The sequence below is a fragment of the Helicobacter pylori genome, assembly GCA_008032955.1.
Classification (GTDB): Bacteria; Campylobacterota; Campylobacteria; order Campylobacterales; family Helicobacteraceae; genus Helicobacter; species Helicobacter pylori_DC.
This window is the reverse complement of the sequence record CP032046.1, coordinates 996,038-1,017,532: the sequence shown is the minus strand read 5'-3', so window position 1 is coordinate 1,017,532 and position 21,495 is coordinate 996,038. Positions and strand designations below refer to the sequence as shown.

General features: G+C 38.6%; 19 protein-coding genes, 1 rRNA gene and 1 pseudogene. All 21 read left to right on the top strand.

Going from position 1 to position 21,495, the window contains the following annotated elements; genetic code table 11:
• The first annotated feature begins 389 nt into the window (after positions 1 to 389).
• A 16S ribosomal RNA gene (locus tag D2C72_04910) occupies positions 390 to 1,898 on the top strand.
• 1,291 nt (positions 1,899 to 3,189) lie between these two features.
• Complete coding sequence (locus D2C72_04905; protein QEF43641.1) at positions 3,190 to 4,491, top strand: DUF2130 domain-containing protein; 1,302 nt, start codon at positions 3,190 to 3,192, stop codon at positions 4,489 to 4,491.
• Positions 4,492 to 4,535: 44 nt separating this feature from the next.
• Positions 4,536 to 7,121 (top strand): annotated as a pseudogene (locus D2C72_04900) (ATPase).
• Between the two features lie 11 nt (positions 7,122 to 7,132).
• Positions 7,133 to 8,044 carry a methionyl-tRNA formyltransferase gene (locus D2C72_04895; protein QEF43640.1) on the top strand — a complete coding sequence of 304 codons (912 nt, stop codon included), beginning with the start codon at positions 7,133 to 7,135 and terminating at the stop codon, positions 8,042 to 8,044.
• Positions 8,041 to 8,679, top strand: coding sequence for a biotin--[acetyl-CoA-carboxylase] ligase (locus D2C72_04890; GenBank protein QEF43639.1), 639 nt, complete (start codon positions 8,041 to 8,043; stop codon positions 8,677 to 8,679). Before D2C72_04895 ends, D2C72_04890 begins: the two co-directional genes overlap by 4 nt.
• A 2-nt stretch (positions 8,680 to 8,681) precedes the next feature.
• Positions 8,682 to 9,476 carry a ParA family protein gene (locus D2C72_04885; protein ID QEF43638.1) on the top strand — a complete coding sequence of 265 codons (795 nt, stop codon included), beginning with the start codon at positions 8,682 to 8,684 and terminating at the stop codon, positions 9,474 to 9,476.
• Positions 9,477 to 9,478: 2 nt separating this feature from the next.
• Positions 9,479 to 10,351: a ParB/RepB/Spo0J family partition protein gene (locus D2C72_04880; GenBank protein ID QEF43637.1), complete on the top strand. Its 873-nt coding sequence runs from the start codon at positions 9,479 to 9,481 to the stop codon at positions 10,349 to 10,351.
• Between the two features lie 105 nt (positions 10,352 to 10,456).
• Entirely contained in the window at positions 10,457 to 10,891 is a 435-nt protein-coding gene (locus D2C72_04875) for an ATP F0F1 synthase subunit B' (GenBank protein ID QEF43636.1), read from the top strand.
• A gap of 3 nt (positions 10,892 to 10,894) precedes the next feature.
• Entirely contained in the window at positions 10,895 to 11,410 is a 516-nt protein-coding gene (locus tag D2C72_04870; GenBank protein QEF43635.1) for a F0F1 ATP synthase subunit B, read from the top strand.
• Positions 11,411 to 11,953 carry an ATP F0F1 synthase subunit delta gene (locus D2C72_04865; protein ID QEF43634.1) on the top strand — a complete coding sequence of 181 codons (543 nt, stop codon included), beginning with the start codon at positions 11,411 to 11,413 and terminating at the stop codon, positions 11,951 to 11,953.
• A 22-nt stretch (positions 11,954 to 11,975) separates the two neighbouring features.
• Positions 11,976 to 13,487 carry an ATP synthase subunit alpha gene (locus D2C72_04860; protein ID QEF43633.1) on the top strand — a complete coding sequence of 504 codons (1,512 nt, stop codon included), beginning with the start codon at positions 11,976 to 11,978 and terminating at the stop codon, positions 13,485 to 13,487.
• A 14-nt stretch (positions 13,488 to 13,501) separates the two neighbouring features.
• Positions 13,502 to 14,407: an ATP synthase subunit gamma gene (locus tag D2C72_04855; protein QEF43632.1), complete on the top strand. Its 906-nt coding sequence runs from the start codon at positions 13,502 to 13,504 to the stop codon at positions 14,405 to 14,407.
• Positions 14,408 to 14,429: 22 nt separating this feature from the next.
• Positions 14,430 to 15,839: a F0F1 ATP synthase subunit beta gene (gene atpD / locus D2C72_04850; protein QEF43631.1), complete on the top strand. Its 1,410-nt coding sequence runs from the start codon at positions 14,430 to 14,432 to the stop codon at positions 15,837 to 15,839.
• 7 nt (positions 15,840 to 15,846) lie between these two features.
• Complete coding sequence (locus D2C72_04845; GenBank protein QEF43630.1) at positions 15,847 to 16,221, top strand: F0F1 ATP synthase subunit epsilon; 375 nt, start codon at positions 15,847 to 15,849, stop codon at positions 16,219 to 16,221.
• Between the two features lie 11 nt (positions 16,222 to 16,232).
• A complete protein-coding gene (locus D2C72_04840; protein ID QEF43629.1) occupies positions 16,233 to 16,802 on the top strand; it encodes a MotA/TolQ/ExbB proton channel family protein in 570 nt (189 codons plus the stop codon).
• A 52-nt stretch (positions 16,803 to 16,854) separates the two neighbouring features.
• Complete coding sequence (locus D2C72_04835; GenBank protein ID QEF43628.1) at positions 16,855 to 17,256, top strand: ExbD/TolR family protein; 402 nt, start codon at positions 16,855 to 16,857, stop codon at positions 17,254 to 17,256.
• A gap of 18 nt (positions 17,257 to 17,274) precedes the next feature.
• Complete coding sequence (locus tag D2C72_04830) at positions 17,275 to 18,066, top strand: TonB C-terminal domain-containing protein (GenBank protein ID QEF43627.1); 792 nt, start codon at positions 17,275 to 17,277, stop codon at positions 18,064 to 18,066.
• Positions 18,063 to 19,316 (top strand): Tol-Pal system protein TolB, encoded by a 1,254-nt coding sequence (gene tolB, locus D2C72_04825; GenBank protein QEF43626.1) that lies wholly within the window; start codon positions 18,063 to 18,065, stop codon positions 19,314 to 19,316. Before D2C72_04830 ends, tolB begins: the two co-directional genes overlap by 4 nt.
• Before the next feature lie 131 nt (positions 19,317 to 19,447).
• Entirely contained in the window at positions 19,448 to 19,921 is a 474-nt protein-coding gene (locus tag D2C72_04820; GenBank protein QEF43625.1) for an OmpA family protein, read from the top strand.
• A gap of 7 nt (positions 19,922 to 19,928) precedes the next feature.
• Positions 19,929 to 20,924, top strand: a complete 996-nt coding sequence (locus D2C72_04815) for a hypothetical protein (protein ID QEF43624.1) — start codon at positions 19,929 to 19,931, stop codon at positions 20,922 to 20,924.
• Positions 20,911 to 21,468, top strand: a complete 558-nt coding sequence (locus tag D2C72_04810; GenBank protein ID QEF43623.1) for a peptidylprolyl isomerase — start codon at positions 20,911 to 20,913, stop codon at positions 21,466 to 21,468. The genes D2C72_04815 and D2C72_04810 overlap by 14 nt, the downstream gene beginning before the upstream one ends.
• The last annotated feature ends 27 nt before the right edge of the window (positions 21,469 to 21,495 follow it).

The following is a 21,495-nucleotide window of genomic DNA, read 5'->3' as shown; positions in this document are numbered from 1 at the left end:
TCTTTGAAAACTAAGCAAATTGATAGAAGTTCTTTTTAAAGGGATATTCTAAATTATTTTAAGGATGACTTATTATAAATAGTGAGGGTTTTTTATAACTTTCATTCTTTTATAAGAAATTCTTATCCAACCAGTGCCAATCAATTTCATTGATTATGATGATTATATCATTATGATTGATGACTGAATGGCATGAGAGTATTTTATTCAGGTTAGCGTTTAGCTAAACCTTTTTAAAAAGTTTCTTTCTGTTTTGTTGTTGTAATACTTAAGAACACAACCCGTTTTATTCAATAAAGTATAAAACGAGTTCTTGTGATACGCTAAAGCTATTGTTAGAAATAATGATAGCCTATCAAAAAAACAAAAAGAGCTTTAGGACAAACACTTTTATGGAGAGTTTGATCCTGGCTCAGAGTGAACGCTGGCGGCGTGCCTAATACATGCAAGTCGAACGATGAAGCTTCTAGCTTGCTAGAATGCTGATTAGTGGCGCACGGGTGAGTAACGCATAGGTCATGTGCCTCTTAGTTTGGGATAGCCATTGGAAACGATGATTAATACCAGATACTCCCTACGGGGGAAAGATTTATCGCTAAGAGATCAGCCTATGTCCTATCAGCTTGTTGGTAAGGTAATGGCTTACCAAGGCTATGACGGGTATCCGGCCTGAGAGGGTGAACGGACACACTGGAACTGAGACACGGTCCAGACTCCTACGGGAGGCAGCAGTAGGGAATATTGCTCAATGGGGGAAACCCTGAAGCAGCAACGCCGCGTGGAGGATGAAGGTTTTAGGATTGTAAACTCCTTTTGTTAGAGAAGATAATGACGGTATCTAACGAATAAGCACCGGCTAACTCCGTGCCAGCAGCCGCGGTAATACGGAGGGTGCAAGCGTTACTCGGAATCACTGGGCGTAAAGAGCGCGTAGGCGGGATAGTCAGTCAGGTGTGAAATCCTATGGCTTAACCATAGAACTGCATTTGAAACTACTATTCTAGAGTGTGGGAGAGGTAGGTGGAATTCTTGGTGTAGGGGTAAAATCCGTAGAGATCAAGAGGAATACTCATTGCGAAGGCGACCTGCTGGAACATTACTGACGCTGATTGCGCGAAAGCGTGGGGAGCAAACAGGATTAGATACCCTGGTAGTCCACGCCCTAAACGATGGATGCTAGTTGTTGGAGGGCTTAGTCTCTCCAGTAATGCAGCTAACGCATTAAGCATCCCGCCTGGGGAGTACGGTCGCAAGATTAAAACTCAAAGGAATAGACGGGGACCCGCACAAGCGGTGGAGCATGTGGTTTAATTCGAAGATACACGAAGAACCTTACCTAGGCTTGACATTGAGAGAATCCGCTAGAAATAGTGGAGTGTCTGGCTTGCTAGACCTTGAAAACAGGTGCTGCACGGCTGTCGTCAGCTCGTGTCGTGAGATGTTGGGTTAAGTCCCGCAACGAGCGCAACCCCCTTTCTTAGTTGCTAACAGGTTATGCTGAGAACTCTAAGGATACTGCCTCCGTAAGGAGGAGGAAGGTGGGGACGACGTCAAGTCATCATGGCCCTTACGCCTAGGGCTACACACGTGCTACAATGGGGTGCACAAAGAGAAGCAATACTGCGAAGTGGAGCCAATCTTCAAAACACCTCTCAGTTCGGATTGTAGGCTGCAACTCGCCTGCATGAAGCTGGAATCGCTAGTAATCGCAAATCAGCCATGTTGCGGTGAATACGTTCCCGGGTCTTGTACTCACCGCCCGTCACACCATGGGAGTTGTGTTTGCCTTAAGTCAGGATGCTAAATTGGCTACTGCCCACGGCACACACAGCGACTGGGGTGAAGTCGTAACAAGGTAACCGTAGGTGAACCTGCGGTTGGATCACCTCCTTTCTAGAGAAAAGCTTTTAACATTCGCTTGTTAAAAGCCAAAGAGTATTACCTGACAAAAGAACTTCTTTTGCTTAGTTTTGAAAGATTGAGCTTATTCTTTCTTTTTTACTTCTTGATTGTTTTTAATATTTGCTTGCTTATTGTTTGTTATTTCTTAATGCTTATATTTTTAGTTGTTAGTGTCTTTATATTTAATGTTTAATGTGTTTAGTTTGCTTGTGTTGGATTTAGCGTTGAGCTTTCTTAATTCTTTTGTTTAGATTTATTGCTTCTTGTTGTTTAATGTTTAATGATTTTAATCGCTTGATTTTGTTTTTTACTGCTTATGGCTTTTGTTGTTTTGCTTTGTTTTTCTTGTGTTTGAGTTTTGCTTTTGGTGTTTTTAGTGGGTCTGATCTGATTGTAATTGAATGCGTTTGGATTTGAAAACTCCGTTCTCATCAAGCATTGATGTTTAAAACCTTATTTTTATAGTTTGAAGCTTTATTTTATAGTGAAAATCATAAGGGGGTGGGGATTATTTTTGATTTTTTAACGCCCTGTATTTTAGAGTTTTAAACGCTCAAGGATTTGGGTTTTAATTTCTTTCGGATCTAATTGAACAAGTGGTTGGCGTTCAAAATTGCGTGCTTGAAAATCAATGTAATGCAATAATTTAAAAATAATAGAATCGTTTTCATAGGGGCAACTAGGCACATGCTTGAATAATGGAATTGAGCACAAGAAAGTGCAATAAATGCGCTGTAGGGTTTTAATAAGGGATCTCTATTATGTGGGTTGAGTTTGATAAGACTTCAAAAAGCAATTGGTTTTATACTTTTGTTTTCATCAGATTGGCTTTGTAAAATAACTTATTCTAAAAAATGATTGATGAGCGGTGCTCTATGTGCTGATGCGGGTCTGGGGATAGACGCCTTTTGTAATGCTGATGCAAGACTTCTTCCCATTGTATTATTCTCTAAAACTTGCACTTTGGGACAACTTGCAACTGATCGATCATTACCTCAATTTCTTCATTTATAATGTTGTTTTTATGCGAAGGGTATTTTTTGCCTTTTTTATTTTTTGTTGTTTGTGGGAACGCTAAGAAAAAGTCCTTACCTTCATAGATGACAAAATAAGGGCGTTTTTCTCGTTGCTCATGCCCTTTATTATATCTGTTTTTATAATAAATATCCATGTTAATAACTCCTTATTTAAAGCCCTATTTTACTGAACTTATTGGATAAAACCTGTTAAGTTAAATTGATCCCATTCTGTTATAAAATATAAAAAATCAAATCTTAAAGGAAAATCATGCAAGAAAATCAGACCATTCCTTTTAAATGCCCCAAGTGTCAAGCGCCAATTAATGTGAGTGAAGTGCTATACAAACAGATTGAGCGAGAAAATCAAAATAAGTTTTTAGCCCAGCAAAAAGCGTTTGAAAAAGAAGTGAAGGAAAAAAGAGCGCAGTATCAGAGCCATTTCAAAGCTTTAGAGCAAAAAGAAGAGGCCTTAAAAGAGCAAGAGAAGGAACAAAAGGCCAAATTTGATGATGCAGTCAAACAAGCGAGCGCGCTAGTCTTGCAAGATGAAAGGGCTAAAATCATTGAAGAAGCCAGAAAAAACGCTTTTTTAGAGCAACAAAAGGGCTTGGAATTGTTGCAAAAAGAATTAGATGAGAAGTCCAAACAAGTCCAGAAATTGCACCAGAAAGAAGCGGAAATTGAAAGGCTAAAAAGAGAAAATAACGAAGCAGAGAGCCGATTGAAAGCGGAGAATGAAAAAAAATTGAATGAGAAATTGGAAACGGAGAGAGAAAGAATAGAAAAAGCCTTGCATGAAAAAAATGAATTGAAATTCAAGCAGCAAGAAGAGCAATTAGAAATGTTAAGAAACGAGTTGAAAAACGCTCAAAGAAAGGCTGAATTAAGCTCGCAGCAATTCCAAGGCGAGGTGCAAGAATTGGCGATTGAAGAGTTTTTGAGGCAAAAATTCCCCTTAGATTGCATTGAAGAAATCAAAAAAGGGCAAAGAGGGGGCGATTGCATTCAAGTGGTGCATGCTAGGGAGTTTCAAAATTGCGGGAAAATTTATTATGAGAGCAAACGCACCAAAGAATTTCAAAAGGCTTGGGTGGAAAAGCTTAAAAGCGACATGCGAGAGATTGGGGCTGATGTGGGGGTCATTGTGAGTGAAGTGCTGCCTAAAGAGATGGAGAGAATGGGGTTATTTGAAGGGGTGTGGGTGTGTTCGTTTGAAGAGTTTAAGGGGTTGAGCGCGGTGTTAAGAGAGGGGGTTATTCAAGTGAGTTTGGCTAAAAAAAGTCAGGAAAATAAGGGCGATAAAGTGAATCTGCTCTATCATTATTTGACAAGCTCTGAATTTTCCATGCAAGTGAGTGCGATTATAGAGGGGTTTGAGCAATTGAGAGCGGATTTAGAAAACGAAAAACGCGCGATGGCTAGGATTTGGAAAAGCAGGGAAAAGCAAATGGAAAAAGTGTTTGAGGGCACGATTAACATGTATGGCTCTATCAAGGGCATTATGGGTAATGCGATAGGGCAAGTGAAGGCGTTGGAGCTTGGGTATGATGGGGAAGATTTAGAAGATTAGTTTTTATGGTGCGCTTTTGAGATAGTATTATATTAGGAGAAAATATGGGCAATAAAGATCATAGTAAAGGTTCAAGTTGGCATAAATGGGATTTGCATGCGCATACGCCATATACAAATTTAAATAAGGAATATAAATGTTCTGAAGAGAAGTTTATACAAAAACTATGCGATAGCAAGATTGATTGCATTGGATTAACGAACTATTTTAAGTTTAATGAGAAAGAATTTGAATTAAAAGAAAAAATAGAAAAGAGGGGTATTAAGGTTTTTTATAATTTAGAAGTTAGGTTGGATTATCAAAATAAGGAAGATCAGTGTTTGGATTTCCATATTATTTTTTCAGATAAGGTTACACAACAAGAAATAGACAATTTTTTAAGGAATGCAGATGCCAATGTTGGTGGAACTGAGAAAAAACTTGCAGATTTAGAAAAAGATGATTTTGATAAAGCGGTAGTTAATTTTGATCAATTGTTGGAATGTTTAGAGAAAGAGTCTTTAAAATTGAGAGGAAAGTATTTATTAGGGTTTTTATCAAGAGGGCATGGCAGTTCTCGCAGTAGCAGTAATTATGAAAAAATAGTTAAAAAAGTGCATTTTTTAATCCACTCATCAGATAAGCAAGAAAACCTTAAAAAGGATAGAGAATATTGGCTTGAATATAACAAACCTCTCATACAGAGCAGCGATGCCCACGAAGAGGAGCAAATAGGGAAAAAATACACTTGGATAAAGGCTGAAAAAACCTTTGAGGGGTTAAAACAAATTATTTATGAGCCAGAAACAAGAGTGAGCATTGGTGAAGAGAAACCTCAAGACCCTTTGTATAAGATAGATAGTGTAGGGTTAAACTTTGATGAAGAAGTAAAAACCACCAATGAACAAGATGATACTCCTTTTTGTTATGCAGGATTTAATGAAACGCTATTTTTTAGTCCGAACTTTACTTGTGTGATAGGGGGTAGAGGGAGCGGTAAAAGCACTTTATTGCAATTGATAGCCTCAGCAATTAAAAATAAAAGTTTTGTTAAAGGCTTAAGGCTTGAAACAATTCAAAAGTCTTTAAAAATACAGTCAAGCATAGACATAGCGGATAACATAGAGTATTTGGCTCAAAATGAAGTGGAAGAATTTGCAACTAATGTTTCAAAATTCACAGAGGCTATTTTTAACCGAATAGATAGCAAGTCAGGTGGAAAACTTAAGGAGTTAGAAAAGCAAATCAAAGAAAGCATTGAAAAATTTGATGAGCAAATTAGATATTGGCAAGAAAAGAATAAGCTAGAAGAACAACTAAAAGAGAGCGAGAAAATAAGAAAGAAATACCAAAGCATTATAAACACTTTTACAGATAAAAACTATTTGGACAAAAAAGACAAATTGCAAAAAAAACGCAAAGCGCTAATTGATTTAGAACAATCTAAAGAGGGATTTTGGACTTTTATTAAAGAATTAAAACGGGTTGTGAATTTTGAATCAAAAGAAAACATGGAAGAAAAGAATAGCTATGATAAGGTCTATAACCAGCTCAAACAAGATATTTGCAAGAAACTTGAAGAGATAGATGCAGATATAGAAAACGGGCATTTCAAAAGCGATGAAGAGAATATAGAAAAGCTAGAATCAGAACACCAGACATTACTCCAAGAGATTGGGGAATTTCTTAAAGAAAAAGGCGTGAGCGATGAAAGTATAGGAGATATTAGAAACGCTAACTACCATTTGGCAAACATAAAAATGGATATTAATGGTTTAGAGCATGAAATAAAAGAAATTGCTAACAAAATAGAGAATTTTTCTTATGGAGATATTGATAAAAATATTGAAGAATTTAAAGATCAAATCAATGAGAAATTAAGCAAAATCAATTCGGCTTTTGAAGAAATTTCAAAAAATCACAAAGAAGTGAAACCAATTACCATAGAATATCGTTTGAATGAAGATATTTTTGAAGAGGTTTTTGAGGATTTTGATAAGTTGGTGGATAAGGGTTTTAATACCCAAAGACACCAATCAAAAATCAAGGAATATTTAAAAGAAATTGAATTAAAAAATGTTACAGGTATGCAACACGCAGAATTTATAGAAGAGCTTTATAACTCAATTGACAATAAAAAAGCGGCATTTTATGAAACCTTGAAGGATATATTTGATAGAGAAATTCATTTTCAAATCTATCGGCTTCTCATTCTCAAACATTTAAGGAATGTTGAAAAATATAAAATTTTTAAAGTCCGTTATGACAAAAGAGCTTTAAACGAAACGTCCTTTGGGCAAAAATGCACGGCTGTATTGGTTGTCCTTTTATCTTTAGGGAATAACCCCATCATTATTGATGAGCCAGAAGCGCACTTGGATAGTGCTTTAATCGCTAATTATTTAGTTGCTTTAATTAAAAAGTAGAAACAAAAAAGACAAATTATTTTTGCCACCCATAACGCTAATTTTGTTTTGAACGCTGATGCAGAGCTAATTATTCAGTTAAAAAATGAGAATAATAAGATAGTTGCACAGTCTTTTATGATTGAGAGCGATGCATATAGAGATGATTTATTGAAATTAGAGGGGGGCGAAGAAGCTTTTAAGAATAGAGAAAGAAAGTATGGTATTACAAAAGATAAAAATTAAGGGTTGGTAACATGCGCATCGTATTTATGGGAACGCCGGGGTTTGCTGAAGTGATCTTAAGGGCGTTAGTTAAAGATAAAGAGATCGAGGTGGTGGGGCTATTCACGCAGATGGATAAACCTTTTGGGCGTCAAAAGGAATTGAAAGCCCCAGAGACTAAAACATACATTCTAGAAAATCATTTAAATATCCCCATTTTCCAACCACAAAGTTTGAAAGAGCCTGAAGTTCAAATCTTAAAAGATCTAAAACCGGATTTTATCGTGGTGGTGGCTTATGGTAAGATTTTGCCTAAAGAGGTTTTATCAATCGCTCCTTGCATCAATGTGCATGCGTCGTTATTGCCTAAATACAGGGGGGCTTCGCCCATTCATGAGATGATACTCAATGACGATAAGATTTATGGCATAAGCACCATGCTTATGGATGTGGGGCTAGATAGCGGGGATATTTTAGAGAGCGCTTCTTTTTTGAGAGAAGAATACTTGGATTTAGACGCTTTAAGTTTAAAATTAGCGCATATGGGGGCAACCTTACTCCTTTCAACGCTCAAAAATTTCTCTTCCATCACAAGAAAGCCCCAAGATCACGCGCAGGCTAGTTTTTGTAAAAAAATCACCAAAGCCGATGGTTTAGTGGGTTTTAAAGACGCTAAAAGCTTGTTTTTAAAATCGCTTGCGTTTAAGAGTTGGCCAGAAATCTTTTTAGAAAATAGCCTTAAACTTTTAGGAGTGGAGTTGGTGGAGAATGAAAAGAGCCACAAGGAAGGCGAGATTTTAGAAATTGATGAAAAAGGCATTCTTGTGGGCTGTTTGAAGGGGAGCGTGCGTATAGCAAGGTTGCAAGCGGTGGGTAAAAAGCCTTTGAAAGCGAAGGATTATTTGAATGGCAAGCGTTTGAAAGCGGGCGGTATTTTAACATGAGAAAATGTGAAAAAAGAGTTTTTGATAGCCTGCCTTCCACGCAAACCTATCTTTTAGAAAAACTTAAAAACGATGGACTCAAAGCCCCCATTTTGATCGTGGCTAAAAACCAAAGCGCCGGGATAGGCAGTAGGGGGAATATTTGGGAGGGCGCAAAAAGCGCTTTGACTTTTTCGCTCGCTTTAAACGCAAGCGATTTGCCTAAAGATTTACCCTTGCAAGCGAGCGCTTTGTATTTAGGGTTTTTATTCAAAGAAGTTTTAAAAGATTTAGGTTCTCAAACCTGGCTTAAATGGCCTAACGATTTGTATGTAGGGGATCAAAAAATAGGGGGTGTGTTGGTTAATGTTTATAAAGACATGCGGGTGTGCGGCATTGGCGTGAATAGGGTTTCACAGAAATGGGCATGTTTAGATATTGGCGTAAGCGATGATTGGATTATAGAGGGCTTTTTAAAAAAAATAGAAGAAAATCTTTTTTGGGGGGAAGTTTTAAGTAAGTATGCGTTAGAATTTCATAGAAGCAACTCTTTTAGCTTCCATAATGATTGCGGCGAAGCGATGAGTTTGAAAGATGCGGAATTGTTAGAAGACGGCCGTGTTTGTATTAAAGGTAAGATTTATGATAGGATGTGAGTATGATGAGTGAAATCATTGCAGTGGCCAATCAAAAAGGGGGTGTGGGCAAAACGACAACGGCGGTTAATTTAGCGGCTTCTTTAGCAGTGCATGAAAAAAAAATCTTGCTGATTGATTTTGACCCTCAAGCCAACGCCACTTCAAGCTTGGGTTTTAGGCGCGATAAAATTGATTATGATATTTATCATGTGTTGATTGGCCGTAAGCAAATTTCTCAAGTGATCTTAAAAACCCAAATGCCTTTTTTGGATCTAGTGCCTTCTAATTTGGGTTTAGCCGGGTTTGAAAAAACCTTTTATGACAGCCAAGATGAGAATAAACGAGGCGAGCTCATGCTCAAAAACGCTTTAGAGAGCGTGGTAGGGCTTTATGATTATATCATTATTGATTCCCCGCCAGCTCTAGGGCCTCTCACGATCAATTCGCTTTCAGCAGCCCATTCAGTGATTATTCCTATCCAATGCGAGTTTTTTGCCCTTGAAGGCACTAAATTATTGCTTAACACCATTAGAATGCTGCAAAAAAGCACGAACCCTAAGCTTAAAATCAGAGGTTTTTTACCCACGATGCATGTCCCTCAACTCAATTTGACAAAAGGGGTTTTAGCGGAATTGTTCAAGTATTTTGACTCAGAGTTTTTTAGAGATTCAACTACAGGAGAGTATATTATGATCCCTAAAAGCGTGAAACTAGCGGAATCGCCTAGTTTTGGTAAGCCCATCTTGCTCTATGATATTAAATCTAATGGCAGTATCGCTTATCAAAAATTAGCTCAAAGCATTCTTCAGGGGTAGTGATGGCAAAAAATAAAGTGTTGGGTAGGGGTTTAGCGGATATTTTCCCTGAAATCAATGAAGTGTATGAGCAGGGGCTATATGAAAGAGCGAATCGGGTTGTGGAGCTTGGTATTGATGAGGTGATGCCTAATCCTTACCAGCCCAGAAAGGTCTTTAGCGAAGATTCTTTAGAAGAATTAGCGCAATCCATTAAAGAACATGGTTTGTTGCAACCGGTTTTAGTGGTGAGTGAGAACGGGCGTTACCATTTGATCGCCGGTGAAAGGCGCTTAAGAGCGAGCAAATTGGCTAAAATGCCCACGATTAAAGCGATTGTTGTGGATATTGAGCAAGAAAAAATGCGTGAAGTCGCTTTGATTGAAAATATCCAGCGAGAAGATTTAAACCCTTTAGAGTTGGCTAGATCTTATAAAGAATTGCTTGAAAGCTATCAAATGACCCAAGAAGAGCTCTCTAAAATCGTTAAAAAATCCCGAGCCCATGTGGCTAATATCATGCGTTTATTGACGCTTTCTTCTAAGGTTCAAAACGCTCTTTTAGAAGAAAAAATCACTTCAGGGCATGCAAAAGTTTTGGTGGGTTTGGATGAAGAAAAACAAGAATTGATCTTAAATTCCATTATAGGGCAAAAACTCAGCGTGCGCCAGACAGAAGATTTAGCGCGTGATTTTAAAATAAACGCAAATTTTGAAAATAAAAAACATGGTTTCAAGGAAACCCAAACGCTCATCGCTGAAGATGAATTAGAACGCTTTAATCAAAGTTTGTGGAATCATTACAAGCTTAAAGCCACTTTGAAAGGGAATAAAATCGTTTTACGATGTTATGAAAATTCTCTTTTAGAGGCTTTTATGAAAAAAATGATGTCTTAACGCTTAGATATTCTCAAATTTTAAGCGATTTTTTGTTAAGATAGAGTTAATGTTTTTATAACAAAGTTTCAAATATTTTATAGGATTTTAGGAAAGAAATAGGTTATGAATATATCGGTTAACCCCTATTTAATGGCGGTCGTTTTTGTGGTGTTTGTGTTATTGTTGTGGGCGATGAATGTTTGGGTGTATAGGCCTTTGTTGGCTTTTATGGATAACAGACAGGCAGAGATAAAGGATAGCTTGGCTAAAATCAAAACGGATAACACCCAAAGCGTGGAGATCCGCCATCAAATTGAGACTCTTCTTAAAGAAGCGGCCGAAAAGCGTAGGGAAATGATAGCAGAAGCGATTCAAAAAGCTGCAGAGTCCTATGACGCTGTGATCAAGCAAAAAGAGAACGAACTCAATCAAGAGTTTGAAGCGTTCGCAAAGCAGTTGCAAAATGAAAAGCAAGTACTAAAAGAGCAGTTGCAAGTGCAAATGCCGGTATTTGAAGACGCATTAAACAAGCGTGTGGCTATGGGTTTAGGGAGTTGATGGATGGTGTTAGTTAAAATGGTGTTAGGGTTTTTGATCCTTTTAAGCCCTTTGTGCGCTACTGGATTGGATATTTCACAAACAGATATTATAGAGCGTTCTTTAAATTTCCTCTTATTTGCGGGGATTTTGTGGTATTTTCTGGCTAAAAAACTGCGTTCATTTTTACGCTCCAAAAGCCTTGAAATCTCCAAACGCTTAGAAGAGATTCAAGCCCAACTCAAGGTGAGTAAAGAAAATAAGAAAAAACTCTTAAAAGAATTAGAGCAAGCCAAAGAAAAAGCGGAACTAATCATTTCTGATGCGAATAAAGAAGCTTACACGATCACGCAAAAATACGAATTGCAAACCAAAATGGATGTGGAAAATTTGATCAAAAATTCTAAGGCGTTGATGGATTTAGAAGTTAAAAAGATCAAAAGAGAGCTGGTTGAAAGCGTTTTTAAAGATCTAAGAGAGAGCAAAAAAGTCTCTTTCAATGCACAAGATTGCGTGAATATTTTGAAACAAAGGCTTTAAATGCAAGATTTAAAAGTGATCGCTAATCATTATACTAAAGCGTTGAAAAACCACACTAAAGGCGATTTAGCGTTATTGGAAGAAATCATTATGGGGCTTAAAAATGTGGCAGAAGCCATAAAATTGCACAAACTCAACCGGGTGTTAGCCCATGTTTCTTTAAAAGTTAAAAAAGAGGTTGTGTTTGAAATCTTAGAAAAAATAACTTCTATAAAAGCATGTTCAGTTTTAAAGCCTGTAATGGAAGTGGTGTTAAAAAATAACAGGCTTGATGTGTTGGAACTAATCACTGAAGAGCTGTCTTTTGATTCTAAAAAGACTTTAGAAGCCACGCTTTTAGTCCCAGAAAAGCTTGAAAATGATGAACTAGAATCCGTGCAACAAAAATTGCAAGCGCGTTTTAACGCTCCCGTAGAAATCGCTCAAGACACTTGGTCTAAAAAAGGGGTTTCTTTGAGCGTTTCAAGCCTAGATTTAGAAATAGGCTTTTCTAAAGAAGATATTTTAAAGAAAATAGAAAAACAGGTTATTCAATCTATTTAATCAATCTAAGGAGATAAAGATAATGTCCCAACTAAAATTGGAAGAAATCAGCTCGGTTATTGAAGAAAAAATCAAGAATTTTGAACTTGATTGCGATATGGCTGAAGTAGGAAAAGTCGTTTCATACGCTGATGGTGTGGCTAAGGTTTATGGCTTAAATGGTGTGATGTCGTATGAAGTGCTGGAGTTTGAAACAGGGGATAAAGGCGTTGCGGCTAATTTAGAAGAAGATAGCGTTGGCGTGATTGTGTTTGGTTTTGGCAACAATATTAAAGAGGGGACTAGCGTTAAGCGCACGAAGAGTTTGATGAAAGTTCCTGTGGGCGATGCGGTTGTGGGGCGTGTGTTGAACGCTTTGGGTGAGCCTATTGATGGCAAGGGTGAGATAGAAACGAATGAGTTTAGTCTCATCGAGCAAAAAGCCCCGGGCATTATGGACAGAAAATCGGTGCATGAGCCTTTGCAAACAGGCATTAAAGCCATTGATGCGTTGGTGCCTATTGGGCGCGGGCAAAGGGAATTGATCATTGGGGACAAACAAACCGGTAAAACCACCGTAGCGATCGATGCGATCATTAACCAAAAAGGGCAAAATGTGATCTGTATCTATGTGGCTATTGGGCAAAAGGAATCCACTGTCGCGCAAGTGGTCCGCAAATTAGAAGAATACGGAGCGATGGAATACAGCGTCGTGATCAACGCTTCGGCTTCAGATTCAGCTGCGATGCAATATTTAGCCCCTTATTCAGGTGTGGCTATGGGGGAATACTTTAGAGATCATGCCCGCCATGCCCTAATCATTTATGATGATTTGAGTAAGCATGCTGTCGCTTACAGAGAAATTTCTTTGATTTTAAGAAGACCCCCAGGTAGGGAGGCTTTTCCTGGAGATGTGTTTTATATCCACTCACGGCTTTTAGAAAGAGCGGCTAAACTTTGCGATGAAAAAGGTGCAGGCTCTTTGACCGCACTCCCTATTGTGGAAACTCAAGCGGGCGATGTTTCAGCCTATATCCCTACGAATATCATTTCTATTACAGACGGGCAAATTTTCTTAGAAACGGATTTGTTTTATTCAGGGATTCGCCCGGCTATCAATGTGGGCTTATCGGTTTCAAGGGTTGGAGGGGCCGCTCAAATCAAAGCGACCAAGCAGGTTTCAGGGACTTTACGCTTGGATCTAGCGCAATACAGAGAGCTGCAAGCCTTCACGCAATTCGCTTCTGATTTAGATGAAGCGAGTAAAAAGCAATTAGAAAGGGGGCAACGCATGGTAGAAGTGCTGAAACAAGCCCCTTATTCGCCCTTGCCTATTGAAAAGCAAGTGGTCATTATTTATGCTGGGGCTAAGGGCTTTTTAGATAGCGTGAGCGTGAAAAAAGTCGTGGATTTTGAAGAGCAACTGCACCCTTTCTTGGAAGCAAAATACCCTCAAGTTTTAGAAGAAATTCACACTAAAAAAGTGCTAGATAAGGATTTAGAAGCCATGCTAAGAAAAGTCTTAGAGGAATTTAAGCTCACTTATAGCGAGTAGGAGACGGCTAGAATATGGCGAATTTAAGAGATATTAGAAAGAAAATTGGAAGCGTTAAAAACACGCAAAAAATCACGCATGCAATGAAACTCGTTTCCACTTCCAAGCTAAGAAAAGCCGAAGAAGTTGCAAGAAATTCCAGAGCGTATGCCTTGAAACTAGACGCTGTGTTTGATGATGTGTTATCTAAGATGAAAAATCAAGGGATTGAAGACATTCAAAGCAAGTATTTTAGGGAACTAGAAAGACTTGAAATCAAAAAAGTGGATATTATTTTTATCACAGCCGATAAGGGGCTTTGTGGGGGTTTTAACACCAATACCATTAAAAAAGTTTTAGCATGCACGAATGAATACAAAGAAAAAGACATTAAAGTGCGTTTGCGCGGTATTGGTAAAAAGGGCAATGAGTATTTTAGTTTTAATGGGATAGAGGTTTTAGACAAGATCAATAATTTGAGTTCTATGCCTAATTATGAACGCGCTCAAGAATTCATGAAAAAAGTGGTAGAGGATTATTTGAGTGGGAAAACCGATAAGGTGATTATCATTCATAATGGCTTTAAAAACATGATCAGCCAAGAAATAAGAGTCAAAACAATTTTGCCTATTGGGTATAAAATCATCCACCAAAACCCCCAGCCTAGTGAGACGCAAGAGACCATTACCAGTGAGCCAAGCGGGAGTGAAGATGAAATTTTAGACTCTTTAGCAGAAAAATATGTAGAGTATAGTTTATACTATGCTTTGATTGATTCTTTAGCCGCAGAGCATAGCGCTAGAATGCAGGCTATGGATACAGCGACAAATAATGCTAAAGATTTGGTTAAAACTTTAACCATTTCTTATAATAAAGCCAGACAAGAGGCGATTACGACCGAGCTAGTGGAAATCAATGCTGGCGTAGAAGCCCTAAAATAAAAATTACATTAAATAAGGAGCGATGAAAGCGATGGAAGGCAAAATCATTCAGGTTTTAGGCCCTGTGGTAGATGTGGAGTTTGAATCCTATCTACCGGCGATTTTTGAAGCGTTAGACATTAATTTTGAAGTCAATGGCGTTCAAAAATCTTTAGTTTTAGAGGTGGCAGCCCATTTGGGCGGTAATCGGGTGCGAGCGATTGCTATGGATATGACAGAAGGCTTAGTGCGTAACCAAGCTGTCAAGGCTCGCGGCAAAATGATTGAAGTGCCTGTGGGCGAAGAAGTGTTAGGGCGTATTTTTAATGTTGTGGGAGAGAGCATTGACAATTTAGAATCTCTTAAGCCGTCCTTGACTTGGCCCATTCACAGGAAAGCCCCTAGTTTTGAACAACAAAGCACCAAGACAGAAATGTTTGAAACCGGTATTAAAGTCATTGACTTGCTCGCACCTTATTCTAAGGGCGGTAAAGTGGGCTTGTTTGGTGGGGCTGGCGTAGGGAAAACGGTGATCATTATGGAGCTTATCCACAATGTGGCTTATAAGCATAACGGGTATTCGGTGTTTGCAGGTGTGGGGGAGCGCACCAGAGAGGGGAATGATCTGTATTTTGAGATGAAAGAAGGGGGCGTTTTAGACAAAGTTGCGCTGTGCTATGGACAAATGAATGAGCCACCAGGCGCAAGGAACCGCATCGCATTCACCGGCTTGACGATGGCGGAGTATTTTCGTGATGAAAAGGGCTTAGATGTGTTGATGTTCATTGATAACATCTTTAGATACGCTCAAAGCGGTGCGGAAATGAGCGCGCTATTAGGCCGCATCCCTTCAGCCGTGGGGTATCAGCCCACGCTAGCTGGGGAAATGGGGAAACTTCAAGAGCGCATCGCTTCCACTAAAAATGGCTCTATCACTTCCGTTCAAGCGGTGTATGTGCCAGCAGACGACTTGACTGACCCAGCCCCTGCTTCGGTGTTTGCGCATTTGGATGCGACTACGGTGTTGAATAGAAAGATCGCTGAAAAAGGGATTTATCCAGCAGTTGATCCCTTGGATTCCACTTCAAGGATTTTAAGCCCTCAAATGATTGGCGAGAAGCACTATGAAATCGCCACCGGTATCCAGCAAGTTTTGCAAAAATACAAGGATTTGCAAGACATTATTGCGATTTTGGGATTGGACGAATTGAGCGAAGAGGATAAAAAAACGGTTGAGAGGGCCAGAAAAATTGAGAAGTTTTTATCCCAGCCGTTTTTTGTGGCTGAAGTGTTTACGGGAAGTCCCGGTAAGTATGTGACTCTCCAAGAGACTTTAGAGGGCTTTGGAGGGATTTTAGAAGGTAAATACGATCATATTCCTGAGAACGCGTTTTACATGGTGGGCAGCATTCAAGAGGTTTTAGAAAAAGCTAAAAACATGAAAAATTCCTGAGGGTTTTGTGATGGCTTTGTTGAAAATTAGTGTGGTGGTTCCTGAGGGGGAAGTTTATACAGGAGAGGTTAAAAGCGTTGTGTTTCCAGGAGTTGAAGGGGAATTTGGGGTGCTTTATGGGCATAGCAACATGATCACCTTGCTTCAAGCGGGAGTGGTTGAGATTGAAACCGAAAACCAAAAAGAGCACATTGCGATCAATTGGGGCTATGCAGAAGTCACTAATGAACGGGTGGATATTTTAGCCGATGGGGCAGTCTTTATTAAAAAAGAATCAGACGACAGAGACGATGCTATCTCTAGGGCTAAAAAGCTTTTAGAGGACGCAAGCTCTGACAGGTTAGCGGTCTCTAGCGTGCTGGCTAAGATTGAGTCTCTTTAAGGGGGATAATCATGTTAGATTCAATCGTTTATTTTTTCAATAAGAGCGGGTTTGTTACCACGCTTGTTTTAGTTTGGATTTCGCTTTATTTGGTGATGACTTTATGGGTCTTTTTGTATAAAAGCATTGTGTTAAAGATTGAACTCAAGCGCGAGATGCAATCTTTGTCTAACATTCTTAATGGGGCGCAAGACGCTCCAGAGCATTTCATGTTTAATAAAAAAAGAAATGATGAGACCAAAAGGTATTCTAATGAATTGTTGCAGGCTTGGAAACATCAAGTTCTTAAGCAAAGCACGACCGGTTTAGTGGTGTTGAGCATCATCTCTTCTACAGCCCCCTTTATTGGTTTGTTTGGGACGGTAGTTGAAATTTTAGAAGCGTTTAACAATTTGGGCGCGTTAGGTCAAGCTTCTTTTGGGGTGATCGCGCCCATTATTTCTAAGGCTCTTATCGCCACCGCTGCAGGGATTTTAGCAGCCATTCCAGCCTATTCTTTTTACTTGATTTTAAAGCGCAAGGTGTATGATTTATCGGTTTATGTGCAGATGCAAGTGGATATTTTGTCTTCTAAAAAATAAAGCTTTTAAGGGGATTTTATAAATATCTTAAATAGGGAGTTAGAAGGTTTTTATGAATTACGATAACTATTGGGATGAGGACAAACCAGAACTCAATATCACGCCCTTAGTGGACGTGATGCTTGTTTTATTGGCTATTCTTATGGTAACGACGCCCACTCTCACTTATAAAGAAGAGATTGCTTTGCCTTCTGGTTCAAAAACTGCTAGAGCCACTCAAGATAAAATGATAGAGATCCGCATGGATAAAGACGCAAAAATCTATATAGATAGTCAAACCTATGAATACAACTCTTTCCCGGATACTTTTAACTTGCTTTCTAAGAAATACGATAAAGACACTAGGGTTAGTATCCGTGCGGACAAGCGATTGACTTATGACAAAGTGATTTATTTGTTAAAAACGATTAAAGAAGCGGGTTTTTTAAAAGTTTCTTTAATCACAAGTCCTTAAAGAATAGGGCTAATTTGCATGAGTAAGAGTGCGATCTTTGTTGTTTCTGGCTTTTTAGCGTTCTTGCTCTATGCTTTGTTATTATATGGCTTGTTGCTAGAAAGGCACAATAAAGAAGCGGAGAAAATTCTTTTAGATTTAAATAAAAAGGACGAACAAACCATTGACTTGAATTTAGAAGATCTGCCAAGCGAGAAAAAGAATGAAAAAATTGAAAAAGTAACGGAAAAACAGGGCGATTTTTTAGAGCCTAAAGAAGAACCCAAAGAAGAGCCTGAAGAAAGCCTTGAAGATATTTTTTCTTCACTCAATGATTTTCAAGAAAAGACAGACAAAAACGCCCAAAAAGACGAGCAAAAAAATGAACAAGAAGAACAAAGGCGTTTAAAAGAACAGCAACGTTTAAGAAAAAACCAAAAAAATCAAGAGATGTTGAAAGGTTTGCAACAGAATTTGGATCAATTCGCGCAAAAACTAGAAAGCGTTAAAAACAAAACTTTAGATTTGCAAATCCCTAAACAAGATGGGGTTGATGAAAAGGCTTATCAAGAGTGGTATGCTCAAATCTATCAGATTTTATATAAAGGTTGGAAAGGGGTTTTTTATCACAAGGCTTCAGTGAGCGCTCTGATTATGATCACTAAAGATGGGGAGTTTGATTATACCATTCTTAGCTACTCTGATTTTAAGGATTATAACAAGAGTGTGATGACCCTTTTAAATGATTTAAAGAAAGTGGATTTTCCCCCATACCCGGGAGGAAACATGATTTCTATTCAAGTTAATTTCACCACTAAGGAAGAACAATGAGGTATTTATGGCTTTTTTTAATAAGCGCTATAGGGCTTTTTGCAACAGATAAAACACTAGATATTATTAAAACCATTCAAAAACTTCCTAAGATTGAAGTGCGCTACTCTATAGATAACGATGCCAATTACGCTTTAAAATTGCATGAAGTCTTGGCGAATGATTTAAAGACTAGCCAGCATTTTGATGTTTCTCAAAACAAGGATCAAGGCGCTATCAATTACGCAGAACTCAAGGATAAAAAATTCCAACTTGTAGCGTTGGTGAGCGTGGCGGTAGAAAACGGCAATAAAATTTCACGATTAAAACTTTATGATGTGGATACAGAAACGCTCAAAAAGACTTTTGACTACCCTATTGTAAGTTTAGATCTATACCCTTTTGCAGCGCACAACATGGCCATTGTGGTGAATGATTATTTAAAAGCCCCTTCTATCGCTTGGATGAAGCGCCTGATTGTTTTTTCTAAATACATTGGACCAGGAATCACAAATATCGCACTAGCGGATTATACGATGCGTTATCAAAAAGAAATCATCAAAAATAACCGACTCAATATTTTCCCCAAATGGGCGAACGCTGAGCAGACAGAGTTTTATTACACGCAGTATGGCGAAAGAACGCCCATGATTTTAAAATACAACATTCAAAAAGCCACTCATGAGAATATCGCTAGCTCTCAAGGAATGGCTGTGGTCTCTAGCGTGAGTTCTGATGGCTCTAAAATTTTAATGTCTTTAGCCCCTTATGGCCAACCGGATGTGTATTTGTATGACACGCATAAAAAAACTAAAACTAAAATAACGCGCTATCCTGGGATAGATGTCTCAGGAGTGTTTTTAGAAGATGACAAGTCTATGGCTTTTGTTTCGGATAGATCCGGTTATCCTAACATCTACATGAAGAAATTGGGGTTAAAAGAAAGCGCGGAGCAACTCCTTTATGAAGGAAGAAGCAATGAATCCATTGACGCTTATAAAGATAGTATTGTGTATGTGAGCCGAGAAAACCTTAATGAATTTGGCAAAACGGTGTTTAATTTGAATCTGATCACTCTAAACAGCAAATATATCCGCAGGCTTACCGTGAATGGCTCTAACCAGATGCCTCGTTTTTCTACGGATGGGAGAAATATCATGTATATCAAAAAGACACCCCAAGAATACGCCATGGGGCTTATTTTGCTAGACTATAATCAGAGTTTTTTATTCCCTTTAAAGAATGTGAAAATACAAGCCTTTGATTGGTAAGGTTAAATTAAGCGAATGTGAGTTAATATTTACACTTATTAAAATTTGATTCTTGGAGAATTTATAATGAAGAGATCTTCTGTATTTAGTTTCTTGGTAGCTTTTTATTGGTAGCTGGCTGTAGTCATAAAATGGATAATAAGACTGTGGCTGGTGATGTGAGCGCTAAAACGGTTCAGACTGCACCTGTTACTACAGAACCAGCTCCAGAGAAAGAAGAGCCTAAACAAGAGCCAGCTCCAGTGGTTGAAGAAAAACCGGCTGTTGAGAGTGGGACTATCATCGCTTCTATTTATTTTGATTTTGACAAGTATGAGATCAAAGAATCCGATCAAGAGACTTTAGATGAGATCGTGCAAAAAGCTAAAGAAAACCACATGCAAGTGCTTTTGGAAGGCAATACCGATGAATTTGGCTCTAGCGAATACAACCAAGCGCTTGGCGTTAAAAGGACTTTGAGCGTGAAAAACGCTTTAGTCATTAAGGGGGTAGAAAAAGATATGATCAAAACCATCAGTTTTGGTGAAACCAAACCCAAATGCGCCCAAAAAACTAGAGAATGTTACAAAGAAAACAGAAGAGTGGATGTCAAATTAGTGAAGTAATTCTAGGATGAAAAGGCTTTTTTTTATCCCTTTTGTCGCTCCCTTTTTTCTCAATGGGGAGCCTTCAGCGTTTGATTTGCAAAGCGGAGCCACCAAAAAAGAACTCAAGCAGTTGCAAGTCAATAGTAAGAATTTTTCTAATATTTTGACCAAAATCCATTCGCAAGTAGAGGCTAACACTCAAGCTCAAGAGGGTTTGAGAAGCGTTTATGAGGGGCAGGCTAATAAGATTAAAGATCTCAATAACGCTATCCTTTCCCAAGAAGAATCCTTGCGAGCCTTAAAAGCCTCTCAAGAAGTGCAAGCTAACACATTAAAGCAACAATCGCAAACTTTAGAGGATTTGAGGAATGAGATTCACGCTAACCAGCAAGCTATCCAGCAGTTAGACAAGCAAAACAAAGAGATGAGTGAATTATTGACCAAGTTAAGCCAGGATTTGGTTTCACAAATCGCCTTAATCCAAAAAGCCCTCAAAGAACAAGAGGAAAAAGCTGAAAAGCCGCTCAAATCAAGCGTTCCGGCCAATAAAAACCCCTCTTTAAAAGCCGAAGCCTCAAAAAATCAAGAGAAAAAAACCCAAGAAAAGGCGAAAGTTGAGTTTGATAAAGATCTGTCCAAGCAAAAAGAGATCTTTCAAGAAGCCCTGTCTTTTTTTAGAAACAAATCCTATGCAGAAGCCAAAGAGCGTTTGTTGTGGTTAGAAGCCAATAGTTACAGACTTTATTATGTGCGTTATGCACTTGGAGAAGTGGCTTATGGGGAAAAGAGGTATAGAGAAGCGATCAAATATTACAAAGAAAGTGCTCTTTTAAATCAAAAAGCGTCTTACATGCCTGTGCTTTTGTGGCATACGGCATGGTCGTTTAAAAAAATCAAAGACGATCAAAACTATTATAAATTTTTAAACACTTTGCAACGCTTGTATCCTTCAAGCGAACAAGCTAAAATGGCGCAAAAAATCTTAGAAAACAAGGAGAAACACCACCATGCAAAACCATGATTTAGAATCAATCAAACAAGCCGCTTTGATTGAATATGAAGTGAGGGAGCAAGGCTCTAGCGATGTGCTAGACAGCAATATTTCTAAAGAGCCTTTAGAGTTTATCATAGGCGCTAATCAAATCATAGTAGGGTTAGAAAAGGCGGTATTAAAGGCTCGAATTGGCGAGTGGGAAGAGGTTGTTATCGCCCCAGAAGAAGCTTATGGGGTTTATGAAAGCGGTTATTTGCAAGAAGTCCCTAGGGATCAATTTGAAGGCATTGAATTAGAAAAAGGCATGAGCGTTTTTGGGCAAACTGAAGACAATCAAACCATTCAAGCCACTATCAAAGACTTTAGCAACACGCATGTGATGGTGGATTATAACCACCCGTTAGCCGGGAAAACTTTAGCGTTTCGTTTCAAGGTTTTAGGCTTTAGGGAAGTGAGTGAAGAAGAGATTCTAGCTTCACACCATGATAGTGGGACAGGTTGCTGTGGCGGTCATGGGGGTCATGGCAGAAAGAAAGGTGGGGGCTGTGGTTGCTCATGTTCGCATGGGTAGTGAGGTATAGGCATGTTTAAAAAGGCA

Excerpts from the sequence above, each read along its gene's own strand:
- D2C72_04905 (QEF43641.1), top strand. The coding sequence starts at position 3,190 with ATGCAAGAAAATCAGACCATTCCTTTTAAATGCCCCAAGTGTCAAGCG.
- D2C72_04895 (QEF43640.1), top strand. The coding sequence starts at position 7,133 with ATGCGCATCGTATTTATGGGAACGCCGGGGTTTGCTGAAGTGATCTTA.
- D2C72_04890 (QEF43639.1), top strand. The coding sequence starts at position 8,041 with ATGAGAAAATGTGAAAAAAGAGTTTTTGATAGCCTGCCTTCCACGCAA.
- D2C72_04885 (QEF43638.1), top strand. The coding sequence starts at position 8,682 with ATGATGAGTGAAATCATTGCAGTGGCCAATCAAAAAGGGGGTGTGGGC.
- D2C72_04880 (QEF43637.1), top strand. The coding sequence starts at position 9,479 with ATGGCAAAAAATAAAGTGTTGGGTAGGGGTTTAGCGGATATTTTCCCT.
- D2C72_04875 (QEF43636.1), top strand. The coding sequence starts at position 10,457 with ATGAATATATCGGTTAACCCCTATTTAATGGCGGTCGTTTTTGTGGTG.
- D2C72_04870 (QEF43635.1), top strand. The coding sequence starts at position 10,895 with ATGGTGTTAGTTAAAATGGTGTTAGGGTTTTTGATCCTTTTAAGCCCT.
- D2C72_04865 (QEF43634.1), top strand. The coding sequence starts at position 11,411 with ATGCAAGATTTAAAAGTGATCGCTAATCATTATACTAAAGCGTTGAAA.
- D2C72_04860 (QEF43633.1), top strand. The coding sequence starts at position 11,976 with ATGTCCCAACTAAAATTGGAAGAAATCAGCTCGGTTATTGAAGAAAAA.
- D2C72_04855 (QEF43632.1), top strand. The coding sequence starts at position 13,502 with ATGGCGAATTTAAGAGATATTAGAAAGAAAATTGGAAGCGTTAAAAAC.
- atpD (QEF43631.1), top strand. The coding sequence starts at position 14,430 with ATGAAAGCGATGGAAGGCAAAATCATTCAGGTTTTAGGCCCTGTGGTA.
- D2C72_04840 (QEF43629.1), top strand. The coding sequence starts at position 16,233 with ATGTTAGATTCAATCGTTTATTTTTTCAATAAGAGCGGGTTTGTTACC.
- D2C72_04835 (QEF43628.1), top strand. The coding sequence starts at position 16,855 with ATGAATTACGATAACTATTGGGATGAGGACAAACCAGAACTCAATATC.
- D2C72_04830 (QEF43627.1), top strand. The coding sequence starts at position 17,275 with ATGAGTAAGAGTGCGATCTTTGTTGTTTCTGGCTTTTTAGCGTTCTTG.
- tolB (QEF43626.1), top strand. The coding sequence starts at position 18,063 with ATGAGGTATTTATGGCTTTTTTTAATAAGCGCTATAGGGCTTTTTGCA.
- D2C72_04820 (QEF43625.1), top strand. The coding sequence starts at position 19,448 with ATGGATAATAAGACTGTGGCTGGTGATGTGAGCGCTAAAACGGTTCAG.
- D2C72_04815 (QEF43624.1), top strand. The coding sequence starts at position 19,929 with ATGAAAAGGCTTTTTTTTATCCCTTTTGTCGCTCCCTTTTTTCTCAAT.
- D2C72_04810 (QEF43623.1), top strand. The coding sequence starts at position 20,911 with ATGCAAAACCATGATTTAGAATCAATCAAACAAGCCGCTTTGATTGAA.